We start from the raw sequence: 15,014 nt of genomic DNA, 5'->3' as shown, positions 1-15,014 counted from the left end.
CCTCACAGGTTTTAAAAACCTGTGAGGTTTCCGGCCTTAGACTTAATACTTCTCTCAGAACCAGGCAGCTAAACTGGTTGCGATGAAGAAATTTCCTTTTCTGAAATTATCATTCTTTATAAAAATAGCATCTTTGGAAGTAAACCCTCTGGCTTCTGTTCGAAAAACAACATTTTTCACGATCTGATAATCTACATTCAGAGAATATCCGAAAGTCTGAAATCCATTAGGCGTTTCCGTAGCGATAATCACTCCGTTCCTGTCGCTGAAATACTCCACCCGTCCCGCAAGACTCCATTGATTGTCAAACTGATACTTCATCAATACGTTTGGAGAATACCAAATGTTATAGCTTTCACTTCCTTTGTCTTTCTGTTCAGCTCCGATATCAAAACCCAAAGTCGTTGAGAAGTGATCCGTCAGTTGAAAATTTCCATAGAGATCGTGGAAGTAGCGCATTCTTTTATCATCCTGCGGTTTATCGTTCCCTATAAATGAACTGCTGTTCAGTGTAATCTTGACATTGGGTTTAAAGGTTAGCTGATGCCCGAACGAAAGACTTTTATTTCCTTCTGCTTTTGCAATCCTCTGCCATCCGTTTAAAACAAGACCGCTCAGAAACCATTTTCCGTTATCCGAAGTGTAAGAAACTTTAGCTCCGGTTTCGAAATACGGGGAATTTTCTGCAGCGAGGCTTCTGGTAAGATTGATATTATCTTTCCCGATTGCGCTTTCCCAGCCAATGTGTGACGGCATAATTCCTGCATCAATCCACAGATCTTTTGTATTGGAAATTTTAATCCCGATATTGGCTTCATTTACATATTTCAGAGCGTACTGTTCCGCAGCCAGATTATCGTGTGCATACGTTCCTGCCATCAGAGCGAGATTGGCGCGCATCCTGTCGGTTTCATAATTGGCTTTAATCAGGCCTAAATTGAGGTTAACTTCATTGTGCCTGTTGTAGCTGTACAAAAAGTTTTGTCTGCTCCTTCCGGAAGGTTCATTGAAATCATAGGTATAAAAAACTTCAGCGTAAGCGGAGATCTTTAGCCTGGCAGAATCTGTATTTTGTGCCTTTGGTAAAAAAAGTCCTGAAAGGATGAATGCCACAATATATTTTTTCATAAAAATTTATTTAAGCTGGTCCAGAGCAATGTTTAGTTGTAATACATTTACTTTTGACGGACCGAAAAAAGAGGTTTCTGTTTGATTTTTGATAAGCTGTTCCAGTTTTTCTGAACTTACATTTCTGTTTTTCGCAACTCTTTTAACCTGATACAGAGCGCCTTCCGGAGAAATATCAGGATCGAGGCCGCTTCCGCTTGCCGTTACCAATTCTACAGGTACTTTGGCGTCTTGCATTTCAGGGTTCATTATTTTTAAAGTATCAATTCTTTTCTGTACGGCCTGAAGATACTCTTCGTTGCTGGGTCCTTTATTGCTTCCGGCACTTCCAGCTGCATTATAATCTACCGCAGAAGGACGGCCGTGAAAATATTTCGGAGATGTAAAATTCTGTCCGATATTAGCGTAAAATTTCTGTCCTTTAAAATTGATGATTTCTGCATTTCCCCGGGTAGGCAAAAATTGAGAACCTGCATAAACGATTCCTAAGTAAATCCCGACGATTACAAGCATTACCAGTGTGAGCTTTAATGCGGATATAATATGATTTTTCATTTGAATTAAATTTTTGAGTTGAATGGATGGAAGATGGAAGAAGGATGACGGAAGTTAAAATATTACGTTTCATTTCCAGTTTCAAACTTTTAGCCTAATAAAAAAGACTTATAACTAAATCAATGAGTTTAATTCCGATAAACGGAGCAATGATTCCACCCAGACCATAGATTAAAAGATTTCTTCTCAACAATGCACTGGCTCCGATGGGTTTGTAGGCAACGCCTTTTAACGCTAACGGAATCAGAATCGGGATAATGATGGCATTAAAAATAATCGCTGATAGAATGGCCGATTCAGGGCTGTGAAGATTCATAATATTCAGCTTTTGAAGTGCTGGAATAAAAGTAATGAACAATGCCGGAATTATGGCAAAATACTTGGCTACATCATTCGCGATACTAAAAGTGGTTAATGTTCCGCGTGTCATCAGCAGCTGTTTTCCGATTTCCACAATTTCAATCAGTTTCGTAGGATCATTGTCTAAATCCACCATGTTTCCTGCTTCTTTGGCAGCCTGGGTCCCGCTGTTCATGGCTACCCCTACATCGGCCTGTGCAAGTGCCGGAGCATCGTTGGTTCCGTCGCCCATCATCGCAACCAATTTTCCTTCCTGCTGCTCTTTTTTGATGTAGTTCATCTTGTCTTCCGGTTTTGCTTCAGCGATAAAATCATCCACGCCTGCTTTTTCAGCGATAAATTTTGCCGTTAAAGGATTATCTCCGGTTACCATTACCGTTTTCACGCCCATTTTTCTTAATCTCTGGAAACGCTCCTGAATTCCTGTCTTGATAATATCCTGAAGCTCAATAACGCCCCATACTTTTTCATTCACAGAAACCACCAAAGGAGTTCCTCCGTTTTCGGAAATTCTGGTAACGGCTTCCTGTGTTTCGGGAGGAAAAATATTTCCTGCTTTTTCTGTCAGTTTTTTAATGGTGTCATAAGCACCTTTACGGATTCTCGTATTCTCAAAATCAATTCCTGAAGTTCGGGTTTCCGCTGTAAAATCAATGTAAGCCGGATTGGGAACGAGTAAGTCTTCAGATTTTAACCCGCTTAATTCGATGATCGATTTTCCTTCAGGCGTTTCATCCGCAACGGAACTTAATGCAGAAGCTTTTATGAACTCATCAAGCTGAATTCCATTTGATGGATGAAATTGTGTTGCTTTCCGGTTTCCGATGGTAATGGTCCCTGTTTTATCCAGAAGCAAAACATCAATATCTCCCGCAGTTTCAACGGCTTTACCACTTTTGGTGATCACATTGACTCTCAAAGCTCTGTCCATTCCCGCGATCCCGATTGCAGAAAGCAGACCGCCAATCGTTGTGGGAATCAAACAAACGAAAAGTGAGATAAATGCCGCAATGGTAATCGGCGTCTGCGCATAATCTGCAAAAGGTTTCAGGGTAACGGTAACGATAATAAAAGTCAGCGTAAAACCTGCTAATAATATAGTGAGTGCGATTTCGTTGGGTGTTTTCTGCCGGGAAGCTCCTTCTACAAGAGCAATCATTTTATCCAAAAAAGATTCTCCCGGTTTTGTGGTAACTTTTACTTTTATTCTGTCGGAAAGTACTTTTGTACCTCCTGTTACGGAACTTTTATCACCTCCTGCTTCACGGATTACGGGTGCGCTTTCTCCGGTGATGGCAGATTCGTCAATGGTTGCAAGCCCTTCGATAATTTCTCCGTCCATCGGGATCTGATCTCCGGCTTCGCAAAGGAAAATATCGCCCAGTTTCATTTCGGCAGATTTTTTCATCACGGTTTCCACCTGAAATCCCTGCTTGTTGCTTACGACAACTTTTGCGGGCGTTTCCTCACGAGTTTTTCGTAAAGTATCTGCTTGCGCTTTTCCTCTTGCTTCGGCAATGGCTTCGGCAAAATTGGCGAATAAAACCGTAAAAAATAAGATGATGAATACTAAAAAATTATAACTGAAACTGCCTTGAGACTTATCCCCGGCTAAGCTGAATATGCTTACAATAAGCATAACGACAGTTCCGATCTCTACGAGGAACATGACCGGATTTTTAAACATAATTTTCGGATTCAGCTTAACGAAAGACTGTTGTATGGCTTCGTTAACCAGATCTTTTTGAAACAATGTCTGAGATTGATTTTTCATTTTGTTTTGAAAGTGTTATATCATTGGAAACCAATATGACCATTAAGACAAACCAAATCTTGAAAATTTAAAATGGATAATATTATTAAAGTATGAAAAGTGATGTTTTTTCAAAATCCAATTCGCTTAATGGTTGACTATTGATTTTAATTTTGTGAAAATTTTATTTTGAAAAATACTGAAGCTGTTCTGCTATCGGGCCTAAAGTAAGAGCCGGGAAGAAGGACAGCGCTGCGATCAGAAGAATAACGGCTAACGTCATAAATCCAAAAGTTGCGGTATCTGTTTTCAGGGTTCCTGCACTCTCAGGGATATATTTTTTCTGAGCGAGTAATCCTGCAATGGCTACCGGACCGATGATCGGGATAAATCTTGACAGTAAAAGCACAATTCCTGTGGAAATGTTCCACCATGGAGTATTGTCGCCCAAGCCTTCAAAACCGGAACCGTTGTTTGCGGATGATGAAGTGAATTCATACAGCATTTCACTGAAACCATGAAAACCGGGATTATTCAGGGTTTTTGTTCCAAATTCAGGAAGATAAGCTGTTAAAGCGGTTCCGACGAGAATTAGGAATGGGTGAAATAATGCAACGATCATCGCGATCTTCATTTCCTTGGCTTCAATTTTTTTTCCTAAAAATTCAGGGGTTCTTCCCACCATTAATCCACTGATGAATACGGCAAGAATAATGAAGATGAAATAGTTGAGAATACCGACTCCGCATCCGCCGTAGAAACAGTTAATCATCATGGCCAGAAGCTCATTCATTCCCGAAAGCGGCATTGTACTGTCGTGCATTGAATTGACAGATCCTGTTGAAATAACGGTTGTGGCAATGCTCCAATACGCTGAAGCAGCACTTCCGAAACGGATCTCTTTGCCTTCCATGGCTCCGAGATGAGAATCTGTTCCCATTTGAGTAATGAGAGGATTTCCGTTGGTTTCGTTAATAACATTCGGAACGGTTAAGGCCAGAAAACCAATCGTCATGACGGCAAAAATTGTCCAGGAAAGTTTTCTTTTCTTCAGATAAAATCCTAAGGCAAAGACCAGGGCGAAAGGAATAATCATCTGTACAATCATCTCCGTCATATTGGTGGTATAATTCGGGTTTTCCAGTGGATGAGCCGAGTTTGTCCCGAAAAATCCACCCCCGTTTGTTCCTAAATGTTTGATGGCTACAAAAGCTGCAACCGGACCTCGTGAAACCTCCATTTTATCGCCTTCCAGAGTAGTGATATGGTCTTTTCCTTCAAAAGTCATCGGACTTCCGTTGGATGAAAGGATAAACGCAATAATGATGCTTAAGGGCAGTAGAATACGGATCACAGATTTTGTAAAAAAATCGTAAAAATTGCCCAGCTCTGTTGTCGTTTTATCTTTAAAAGCCTTGAAAAGAACCGCAATTGCAGCCATTCCTATTGCAGCAGAGACAAACTGAAGGAACATTAAGTACAACTGACTGAAATAGCTGACGCCCGTTTCACCCGAATAATGCTGCAAATTACAATTGACTAAAAAAGAGATGGCGGTATTGAAGGCTAAGTCTGGGGACATATCCGGATTTCCGTCCGGATTTAAAGGAAGCCAGGATTGATTCAGCAGAATAAAAAAGGCAAGAATAAACCATACAAAATTGATGGTTAACATCGCAAACATATTCTGTTTCCAGGTCATTTGCCTGTTCGGATTGATACCCGAGATTTTATAGATCAGATTTTCAGCAGGCTGAAAAATTTTGTCTAAAAAGGTTTTTTTGTAGCCGTAAACATCAGCAATATATTTCCCGAGAAAAATACCGATGACTAAGGTAACCGTGAACATGGCAATAATGCCTAAAATTTCTGTGTTCATCATTTTGGGTTAAAATTTTTCAGGTTTTATTAATACATAGCAGATGTACACAAAAGCAATGACGGATAGGAAAAATAAACTCCACATAATTTTTATATTTTATCAAAAAATTCAACAGATTTGTAAGAGATCCAGAATAATACGGCACTCAGAACAATTAAAATCAGCAACATCATACGGCAACAATTAGGGTTAATAAAGTGAACAGTACATAGGCTACGATAAGCAGACTAAACTTTGAACATTTCCGTTCTCTGAACGTTTTTCTTGAAATTGTCATTTTATAAATATTTTATTCAGACTGACAATGCCAAAAGAAAGTCCATTGTTGTTTGGATTGATTTAATTGATTGTAAATAAATGTTTTAATCAATTTTATTCATATGTCAAAAAACAAAAAAGCCTATCAAAATGATAGACTCGTTATTAAAATGATAGGTTTTATTTTTTAACTAATATGTTCTTTCTTAAAAAAAGACTAAAATTATGTTCCTGTATTTTTAAGGCATTTTTTAGTTTAAAGCAAAGCTTCTCTTATATATTCTTAACTTCTAAACTAAAACTTAATGGTTTAATTTTCAATGTATTTTAAAATTAGTTATAATTAAATGATAATCAATTGTTTATTATTTTTAATAAAATGCTCTTCATTCTCTATACTAAAGACCATTTTTTATAAAAACTTTGTACAACGTAGTGATAATTGAAACGCAAAGAAAGACAAAAATTAATTTTAACAACCTGAAAATAAGATAAACAAAGGCGTTTCACTTATTTTAGAAATACAAGAATTCTGGCATCTACAGCGTTGATTTTAATTAACATTTATCTCAAATGATACTCTTCCAGTTTGCGGTACAATGTGGCAATACCGATTTCCAGCAATCTGGCAGCTTCGGCCTTATTTCCTTTTGTGTACTGAAGGACTTTTTGGATATGTTCCTTCTCCAGAGATTTTATGCTGAAAGAATCGTTTTCAGAAGAAACATCTTCGGAATAATGCGGAAGACTATCCACATCAAGAGTATTTTCGTTCATCAGGATTAAGCTTCTTTCAATTGTATTCCTCAATTCTCGGATATTTCCTTTCCAGTTGTTCTTTTCCAATGTTTTATAATATTCGGGAGTAATCTGAATATTGGATAAGTGCAGTTTATAAGAAAAAACATCTACAAAATTTTTAGCCAGAGCTTTTAAATCCTCCTTTCTTTCACGAAGTGACGGAAGCCTGATTTCAAAAATATTGAGCCGGAAATACAGATCTTCACGGAAATTTCCCTGCTTTATTTCTTCTTCAAGATTCCGGTTTGTTGCGGCAATTAACCTAAAGTCAGATTTTGAAACTTTGGTTTCACCCATTTTTATAAATTCCCCGGTTTCGAGAACACGCAGTAATTTGGCCTGCAGCTCAATGGGCATTTCACCGATTTCATCAAGGAATAAAGTTCCGCCATTGGCTTCTTCCACCAGACCTTTTTTATCTTTTACCGCTCCGGTGAATGATCCGGCTTTATGTCCGAAGAGCTCACTTTCCAGAATTTCGCGGCTGAAAGCAGAACAATTGATGGCTACAAAATTATTTTTCTTTCTTTCACTTTCGTGATGAATGGCATTGGCAAAAACCTCTTTCCCTGTTCCTGTTTCCCCGGTGAGCAGAACGGTGGCATCGGTAACGGCTACTTTTTCTGCCAGCTTTTTAGCATGAAAGATGAGCGGTGATTTTCCGATAATGGATTCAAATCCCTTTTGAGAATTGCTTTTCTGTGCTTTTCGTAAGGTGTTGTCTTTGGCCTTCTCTAAAGCTTTGTATACCAGCGGAATGATTTTTTCGTTGTCGTCACCTTTTACGAGATAATCGTATGCCCCGTTTTTCATGGCCTGAACTGCATCGGTGATATTTCCGAAGGCTGTCATCAGAATGATTTCCAGATGAGGATATTTTGTTTTGATTGATTTTACGAGATCTACCCCGAATGCATCGGGAAGCCTTACATCACTTAATACGACGTCAAATTCGTATTGTTCAAGCATTGTCATGGCAGATCGTGCGGTAGAAGCTTCTTTTACGGTAAAATTTTCCTGGGAGAGAATCATTCCTAATAATTTGAGGAGTTTGATCTCGTCATCGATGATGAGAATGTTTCCGGACATGGTGGTATTTTTGGGAAAAGCTGGTGCAAACATATTGAATTTATTCGGATGTTTACAAATGTTTTGGCGTTAAGCAGGTATAAAAAATTTTTAATATCTATTTATTCAAAGTAAGAACTATTACAGTAAAAAAGACCTCATTGAGGCCTTTGTTTTTTAATCTATTTCTGCTTTCAGGAAGAGATCCTGGATCTGAACTTCATCTTCGCAGGTTTTTTTAAAGTCTGTGACAAATTCTTTCAGGCTGTCCGGATCTGAGGAATAGGCGCAGAACATATCTGCTTCGGGATCAAATTTGACATGCTCTGACAGATGCGGTTTTTTTTCTTCCATGAAAACTTTTGCGAGTGAGGTCCAGTCGTATCCGTTTCCTTCAAAACCTTCATCTTTTCGCCACTCAAAGATTTCCGGCTTGTAAGTTCCTGCATTTAAACATACTGAAAAAGTCTTTTCTGAGGCTACCCAAAAAAAGGGTTTAATCGTATTTTCAAAATTGTAGGCGTCCATACTTTGTTAATTTTTAATTAATATTAAAGATAATGAATTTCCGGCTTGCCAGAAATTTTATAACATTTATTAACTTTTGAGATTATTAAAGTCGGAATAATTTAACAGAACCTTTAAAATGTATTTTCAGGCTTTGTAAATTGTCGTCCGGAGGATTATCAGCTGTGCAAAATACGCACTGAAGTCCGGATGTTTTTATATAGTATTCTATATTAGGGAAAGTTTGGTAATGACTTTCGAAAAAAAACAGAATAGCTACTCTGAGGAGCTGCTATTCTGTAACCAATTTTATTTTTACTAAGATGATTTTCGGGATTAGTTACCGCTACTTGGCCAAAGACCTTCATATTTGGAATTTCCGTAATCAATTGTTTCAGCACTTACGACAAAACTGATCAGCATGCTGTTTTCGTCTACGGCGTCAAAGTCTACTTCGTGCTGAATGACATATCCGTTTTCCCAGTTCAGTGTAATAAGAGTACCTTCTTCGTGGGATTTGTTGAATGTGATCTCGCCGGTTGTAGGCTTGTATTTTCCGTTGAGTAAGCTTTCAAGGATGTCTGATTTTTCAGTGGCTTCCACTGTAACTTTGATCAATGCATTTGAGGGATCTGAAGCTACTCTGCCCGATACGTCTGTTGATCTGGAAACGCTGTAGTTCAGCTTTAACAATTTTTGACCTTCGCCTCCGTTGAATTTTAGAATTCCTCTTGAATTTGTTGCCATGATTTGTAAATTTTAATCGTTAATAATATTTTGTGATTTGGTTGGTTTCTGTGATTTGTTGAGTCAAAGATATAGCACAAATTTTTATTCTGAAAGTTTTGTAATATTAATTTTATTTTTTGTCGTAATTCTACGATTTGATGTCGTAATTCTACTACACAAGAAATAAAATACCACATAAATAGTTACCAATCAATACAATAAGATTACAATAACGTCATTAAAATTAATAATTCACTACAAAAAAGGGAAATATTAAGGTTAATTTAATATGTTTTTAAAATTATTTTAACCTATACTTATTAAAAATCCGGCAGAGAAAATTCACTGCCGGATATCTTACTATTTTATTTAATTTTCAGATCCTGAAAATATCTGTTATCAGTATGATTCTTTAAATTTGAGATCGCTTGGATAAATTCTTGTGCTGTCTGCAGGAACCTTCTGATCATTAATCATGATCTCCATATTGCTGTTGTCGGGCGCTACTTTAATATTGAGTTTAAAATCTTTCCCGGCTTTTTCCAAAACCTCATTAGCGTTTTCCCAATTAAAGAATGCACGGCCTTCATAAGCCTGTCCTTTCCCAGTTTCCCAAAAGAAAGTGATTTCTTTCGGAACCGCCCTTTCTTTAATTGGTGGTTTCATTACCCACGGACGGAGCATAATTTCTCTTTCTCCGTTAAAATATTCCGATTGTATTTTAAATAAGCGAAATGCTTTATTATCTGAAATGATATAAGGAGACCAGGAATACCTTTTCTGATAATTTTCCCATTCTTTGGGTGACGCATCAGGAATGAACATATTTTTTTTGATCTCTTCCCGGGTCTGCGAAATTTTTGAGAACAGCTTATCCGCATATTCCCTGTCGTCGTTTACAACCTCAGCCTTAAATTCCCCAAGCTGTACGGAGACATATCCGAATTTGAACCAAACCACCACCATGCCCTTCGGAGCAAAGCCAAATACAAGTGTTCCGAATTTATAGTAAGACATCCCTGCTTTATTATACTTTTCGTAATAATCGGGTTCTTTTTTGATGCTGATAAACTCTTTTAACGGCTCGTCTGAAGAATCGGATTCATTATTGGCATAAGCGCGCTGAACCAATTCTGTCACTTTATCTTTCGGAAAATCTGCCTTTAGATGATAAAAAGCATCTTCGTACCTGGAGAAGTAGATAATATCTGCACCGATCGGCGTTCCGGATTGTTCTGTAAAACCTTTCCCCGAATCTCCCCAGGTTCCGGACGAACTGCCATACGGCAAACCAGCAGGTACCCCTTCGAGTGTAATGATTTTATCTTCTACAGGAGTGATAAGATAATTGTTCCACGGATGTGAAATCTGTACATCATAAGTTGGCATAGGTATATCTTTTTTCTTTATATCCTGACAGTTCATGAGCTGGAGCATCCCCAGACCAATAATAAGGGCTTTCCATTTATCCATTTAATATATATCTTTTGCGTTCTGCTGCCGTTTTTGCGCCTGAAAATCTCGGTCCCATACCAAATGAATCGAGATTGGCAGACCAGTGTAAATAAACATTCCTCAATTTTTTAATATCGATTTCGGAATCCGTATAAGAATAGCTTCCTGCCCTGCTTATATATTCCCCTGCTGAAGGATGTTTTCCGGCATTATATTCTTTTACATACTGATTTCTTAAATTATTGCAGGAAGCAATATATTTTGCAGTAAGTTTGTTGCTGACGCCTATGATAAAACTATCTTTAATCTTATGATCTGCTACCAAGCCTTCATTATATTTTACATCAAACTCTTTTGAGTAATAAAACATATTGTGAAGCGGTATTTTATCATATTCATTTGAAACTTCTTTTCTTTTTCCCCAAAGCTTATATTTTATGGCTGCGGTACGGGACGGAATGATACTGGATGCGATCGTGATCTGTTCCGGATTGTACCATCCTTCATCAATGAGTATCTTCCTGAATCTCTCACATTCTTTGCTGGAATTAATTTCCTCGTGCAATAAAACGTCTTCCTTATCATTGTTTACGTAACCGCCGCCAATATCTGAGTGTACTCCGGGTAAGGTAAGTTGTAACCCCCTGATTCCGGCACTGTCTATATTGGTAAGGCTGAAATTGTCACGGTATTCGTCGGATGAGGCGAGCTGCAGCACAAATGATGCGTTTCTCACAGCATTGAGCCCGAGTTGCTTGGAATCGTCATCGATAATGCTGAAACCGAATAATGAAGTGCCTTTATGATTAACCCCAAATGAGGCCACCGTATCATAGAGACCTACAAAATTAAACCGTACGGTTTTAACCTGAAGCTTCTGCTGGATGAGACAGGCTCCGAAATATCCATACTTGAGTAATGGAAAATCCGGTTCGTTAACAATAATATATTGATTCGGCTTAGGTTCGGCATCCGATTTTTCGTAATCTTCGGGCGGATATACAAGGATTTGTTTATCTGAAATCTTTTGGGAGTTGACTGTTGTACCGGCGATGTGTAAAAAATGGCGGGCGGCTGCAGCTCCCCTGCTGAACCCGTAAACATTCACTGTAAGTACATCAATTTTTTTACCCTGAAATTTTTTTTGAATTGCTTCGGCACCTTTTACGCAGCCTTTTGTTGCTTTGGCCTTTACTCCTCTCGCACTTATTCCCATTCCTGCGCCTTTAGCCGGGAAAAGCCATAAGGTATCATTATCGGATTTATTATCAACGGTTCCAATTCCTTCAACATAATAGGCAACCTGATTTTGTGCATTCGGATCAATGCAATCATACCCTCTTGCCACGTTACTGAAATCATTGGCGTAGCTTCCTTTCGGCTTGTTCTGCTTTGCTCCCGCCTGCGTATTTGTTTTATTATTAAGCGTTCCGTCAAAAAACAGATTAAGACTTACATCAATCGTATTAACAGGCTTGTCGTAAGGATTGATTTTCTGGGCGGGGTTGTAGCTCACACCTGTCTGTTTTCCTTTCTGCTCCACCGAAACTGCGCTGCTGTGGCTGATGCCTTCTTTAGCGTAGGCTTTGTAGTTACCGCCTGTCTGGGTAACTGTTTTGCCTTCTACAAAATATTCGATGCTCATGATTAATAATTTTTAGATTTCTCTCCGCTATTATTCTGAACTTCTTTTTCCGAATGATGTTCTACTTTTCCTTCACTACTGACCTGAATACCTTTCATAGAGGTCAGTTTATGTTCTTTTTCTCCGTATACTTCCATATCTCCTTTTACGTAATGACTCATTTTTCCCACTACGTTGGTCATGAAATCGGCACCGGTGGAAAGATATTTCATAGATCCCACACTTTCGGTATGATTCACCATAATGGTATCGGATTTATTCATTCCGACATTGGTTGTCATGTTCATTCCGACATTGATATTCATATTCTTGCAATTCAAGGTCATGGTTTCGGGAGCAGTGATGGTAATATTGCTTCCCATAGTATCGAGATGAATTTCATTTCCTGATTTATCCGTAATAATAATGCTTTCATCTTCGGTAAAAACAATTCTGTGGCCACTTCTGGTCTGGATTGATTTTACCCTGTTGTCGGCTCCGCCGCCCAGTCCGACTCCACCGTGAAACATTCCTCCCATGACAAAAGGTCTGTCTGGATGGCTGTGTACGAAATTTACCATAACCTGGTCTCCGACTTCCGGAATAGCAACGTACCCTCTATTCTGAGTAATTTTGTCTGTTCCTCCCGCATCGGGACTCATCATCCTGATAAAATGGGTTGTATCATTGTTCTGCCAGTCGAACCGCACCTGTACTCTTCCCTGTCCTTCAGGATCTGCATTAGAAATTACGGTTGCAATCTGCGGTTCTGCTTTAGGAACTTTAAATTCAGGTTTTGGGAGAAAACCGGTATCGGAAGCAATACCTTCAAAAGTTCCGGTGTAATGTCCTCTTGTATCCACTTCATGGGAAACTTCAGTAACCATGATTCTTGTAAAGTATGAAGATTCATTGGTATCTATTTTACGCATCTGGACATCTACTACACAACCGGGATGCAGGAAAGGTACTGTAGTATTTCCGGATAAAGAAAATACATTCACTGCCTGGCTTCCGGATGTACTCTTCTGTGAATATTCTACATCGAGATGTGTTGAAGCTTTTATAGGAGCAACCTGAAGAGCGGGAGTTTTGTAAATTTTTTCATTGTGTGCATATGCGGTTTTGGCCAAATCTCCCACATGCTGAACAGGTGTATCGCCAGATTTGAGCTTTTCATTTTTACTGCTGTTGTAACCGTAAAACTGAGGCTTGGTATGAACTGCCTTTAATTCCACCTTTATATCATTGGCGCTGCTACCGTAGGTTAATTTAATAGGCTTATTCTGAGGCGGCAATTTACCGAAATGAAGCACCTCTCCGTCGTAATAAAACTGTTCACCGTACGCTTCAGCCATTCTTGCCAAATAGTTATAATGGGTCTCGTCGTACTGGCTGCTGTAAATAATCTGTGAATAGTCATTGGTATCTACCCTTACATCGAAACGGCTGGAATCGATGCCTTGTTTGATGACTTCGTTGGCAATAATTCCCATATTCACAGGAGATCCGCCTCCGAAACTCTGGATATGTGGTGCACCGTCTAATAGAATGGTCGGGCTATAGCCTGTTAAAACAATATTCCCGAGACTCATTTTTTCCTGGCTGAAACCCACTCCTGTGATAACACCTACAAACGTTCTTTCCGGGCTGTTATCAATATCTTTATAGGAAATAACAACAGTGAGTCTTTTGCCAAGAAATTTGTTGGCTTCTTCAAGAGTGTGGGTCTGCCGGTCGCCCAGTGCATCATGCGCCAGCGTAAGACTAAATTCATGATGTCTCCCTGTACTCTGTGTAAGCTTGAAATGTTTATAGTATTTAATAACTTTTCCTTCAATAACGATGGACAGTTTCACCAGCCTGTTGATACCTGCATGATGATTCTCCGAAATTCCGTCAGCATTCTGAGATGGACGAAATGAAGGGCTTTTAAGTATGTTTTGAGGTTCTGTTTTCATATTACCTGTGATTTGAAAGGTTAAACATGATCGCTTGGTGTTCTGCTATTTGGTGTTTGATGTATTGATTTCTTTTATAGACCGGGAGAGAATTTTGTTCTTTCTCAATAGAAAATCCGGCATAATATCTTTCGGGAGATACAATGTTCCTTCACCCTTATCCTGAAGCTGCCTAGAAATTTCAGGGTTCCAGGAAAGGAGCTTAGTGACATCCATATCAAGTTCATCGGCTATTACATTTAAATTAAACCCTGCATTGATGTCTGTTTCTGCGAGGAATTCATTATTCATTTTGCTTCCTCCGTTTACAAAAAATACGGTGTTCATCCTGGAAGAATTGTAATTGCTTAAAACGCTCTGAAGCTCTCCGGTAGCATAGCAGGCATTCAGATATTTTTTTACATGATTAATGGTTTCTTCCGGCAAAAATTTATAAAATACATGATATTGAGATGAGTTGGCTGCAGCCATAGCCTTTGCGATATTTCCTTCGCCACAATTATAGGCCGCTACCACCGTAATCCAGTTATTGTATTTCTTGTAAAGACTGGTAAGTGAGATGACGGCCGTCTTCGTACTTTTATACAGATCATTTCTGTTCTGTTGGGTAAGGCCATACTGGTTCGCATGAGAAGTCATAAACTGCCAGACACCCACTGCTCCGGCCCCGGAAGTGATATTCCTGTTGAAATGCGATTCAATTAAAGCCAAATTTCTGAGGTGTTTCGGAAGACCTTTTTTTGCAAGGGAATATTCTATAAATTCAACAATTTCTTTATTGGAACTGATGATACTTTTATATTTTCTCACACTGTTTTCCGAAGTATCTGAAGCGGAAAGAAACTGTGCATCCACGATATGTGGGCACAACAGCAATAATCCTGTCAGGATGATATTTTTGAGATTTGGTTTCATATACTTATTAAACGTAAA

Annotated in this window: 11 protein-coding genes; all 11 read right to left on the bottom strand. The window is 38.8% G+C overall.

Annotated elements, in window-relative coordinates:
• Positions 1–54: 54 nt before the first annotated feature.
• The 11 genes from ACYT6F_RS10475 to ACYT6F_RS10425 all read right to left on the bottom strand — a co-directional run bounded on the left by ACYT6F_RS10475 (position 55) and on the right by ACYT6F_RS10425 (position 14,996).
• Complete coding sequence (locus tag ACYT6F_RS10475) at positions 55–1,128, bottom strand: porin (protein ID WP_472597635.1); 1,074 nt, start codon at positions 1,126–1,128, stop codon at positions 55–57.
• Positions 1,129–1,134: 6 nt separating this feature from the next.
• Positions 1,135–1,683, bottom strand: coding sequence for a K(+)-transporting ATPase subunit C (gene kdpC, locus ACYT6F_RS10470; RefSeq protein WP_472597634.1), 549 nt, complete (start codon positions 1,681–1,683; stop codon positions 1,135–1,137).
• 94 nt (positions 1,684–1,777) lie between these two features.
• Positions 1,778–3,817 (bottom strand): potassium-transporting ATPase subunit KdpB, encoded by a 2,040-nt coding sequence (gene kdpB / locus ACYT6F_RS10465; protein WP_472597633.1) that lies wholly within the window; start codon positions 3,815–3,817, stop codon positions 1,778–1,780.
• 163 nt (positions 3,818–3,980) lie between these two features.
• Complete coding sequence (gene kdpA / locus ACYT6F_RS10460; protein WP_472601113.1) at positions 3,981–5,675, bottom strand: potassium-transporting ATPase subunit KdpA; 1,695 nt, start codon at positions 5,673–5,675, stop codon at positions 3,981–3,983.
• A gap of 825 nt (positions 5,676–6,500) precedes the next feature.
• Positions 6,501–7,826, bottom strand: a complete 1,326-nt coding sequence (locus ACYT6F_RS10455) for a sigma-54-dependent transcriptional regulator (protein ID WP_472601112.1) — start codon at positions 7,824–7,826, stop codon at positions 6,501–6,503.
• Between the two features lie 156 nt (positions 7,827–7,982).
• On the bottom strand, positions 7,983–8,333 hold the full coding sequence (locus ACYT6F_RS10450) for an immunity 51 family protein (protein ID WP_472597632.1): 351 nt from the start codon (positions 8,331–8,333) through the stop codon (positions 7,983–7,985).
• 315 nt (positions 8,334–8,648) lie between these two features.
• Entirely contained in the window at positions 8,649–9,059 is a 411-nt protein-coding gene (gene tssD, locus ACYT6F_RS10445; RefSeq protein ID WP_029296847.1) for a type VI secretion system tube protein TssD, read from the bottom strand.
• Positions 9,060–9,440: 381 nt separating this feature from the next.
• Positions 9,441–10,514 (bottom strand): DUF2931 family protein, encoded by a 1,074-nt coding sequence (locus ACYT6F_RS10440; protein WP_472597631.1) that lies wholly within the window; start codon positions 10,512–10,514, stop codon positions 9,441–9,443.
• The gene (locus ACYT6F_RS10435; protein ID WP_472597630.1) at positions 10,507–12,141 is read right to left on the bottom strand and encodes a T6SS phospholipase effector Tle1-like catalytic domain-containing protein; all 1,635 of its coding nucleotides are present in this window, start codon (positions 12,139–12,141) and stop codon (positions 10,507–10,509) included. The genes ACYT6F_RS10440 and ACYT6F_RS10435 overlap by 8 nt, the downstream gene beginning before the upstream one ends.
• Before the next feature lie 2 nt (positions 12,142–12,143).
• Entirely contained in the window at positions 12,144–14,081 is a 1,938-nt protein-coding gene (locus ACYT6F_RS10430; protein ID WP_472597629.1) for a type VI secretion system Vgr family protein, read from the bottom strand.
• Positions 14,082–14,126: 45 nt separating this feature from the next.
• The gene (locus ACYT6F_RS10425) at positions 14,127–14,996 is read right to left on the bottom strand and encodes a lytic transglycosylase domain-containing protein (protein WP_472597628.1); all 870 of its coding nucleotides are present in this window, start codon (positions 14,994–14,996) and stop codon (positions 14,127–14,129) included.
• Between the last annotated feature and the right edge of the window lie 18 nt (positions 14,997–15,014).

It is taken from the genome of Chryseobacterium sp. NG-CE01, from assembly GCF_055695505.1.
This window is presented reverse-complemented; position numbering and strand designations above follow the sequence as displayed.

Coding starts and splice junctions, on each gene's coding strand:
- ACYT6F_RS10475 (WP_472597635.1), bottom strand. CDS start 1,128: ATGAAAAAATATATTGTGGCATTCATCCTTTCAGGACTTTTTTTACCA.
- kdpC (WP_472597634.1), bottom strand. CDS start 1,683: ATGAAAAATCATATTATATCCGCATTAAAGCTCACACTGGTAATGCTT.
- kdpB (WP_472597633.1), bottom strand. CDS start 3,817: ATGAAAAATCAATCTCAGACATTGTTTCAAAAAGATCTGGTTAACGAA.
- kdpA (WP_472601113.1), bottom strand. CDS start 5,675: ATGAACACAGAAATTTTAGGCATTATTGCCATGTTCACGGTTACCTTA.
- ACYT6F_RS10455 (WP_472601112.1), bottom strand. CDS start 7,826: ATGTCCGGAAACATTCTCATCATCGATGACGAGATCAAACTCCTCAAA.
- ACYT6F_RS10450 (WP_472597632.1), bottom strand. CDS start 8,333: ATGGACGCCTACAATTTTGAAAATACGATTAAACCCTTTTTTTGGGTA.
- tssD (WP_029296847.1), bottom strand. CDS start 9,059: ATGGCAACAAATTCAAGAGGAATTCTAAAATTCAACGGAGGCGAAGGT.
- ACYT6F_RS10440 (WP_472597631.1), bottom strand. CDS start 10,514: ATGGATAAATGGAAAGCCCTTATTATTGGTCTGGGGATGCTCCAGCTC.
- ACYT6F_RS10435 (WP_472597630.1), bottom strand. CDS start 12,141: ATGAGCATCGAATATTTTGTAGAAGGCAAAACAGTTACCCAGACAGGC.
- ACYT6F_RS10430 (WP_472597629.1), bottom strand. CDS start 14,081: ATGAAAACAGAACCTCAAAACATACTTAAAAGCCCTTCATTTCGTCCA.
- ACYT6F_RS10425 (WP_472597628.1), bottom strand. CDS start 14,996: ATGAAACCAAATCTCAAAAATATCATCCTGACAGGATTATTGCTGTTG.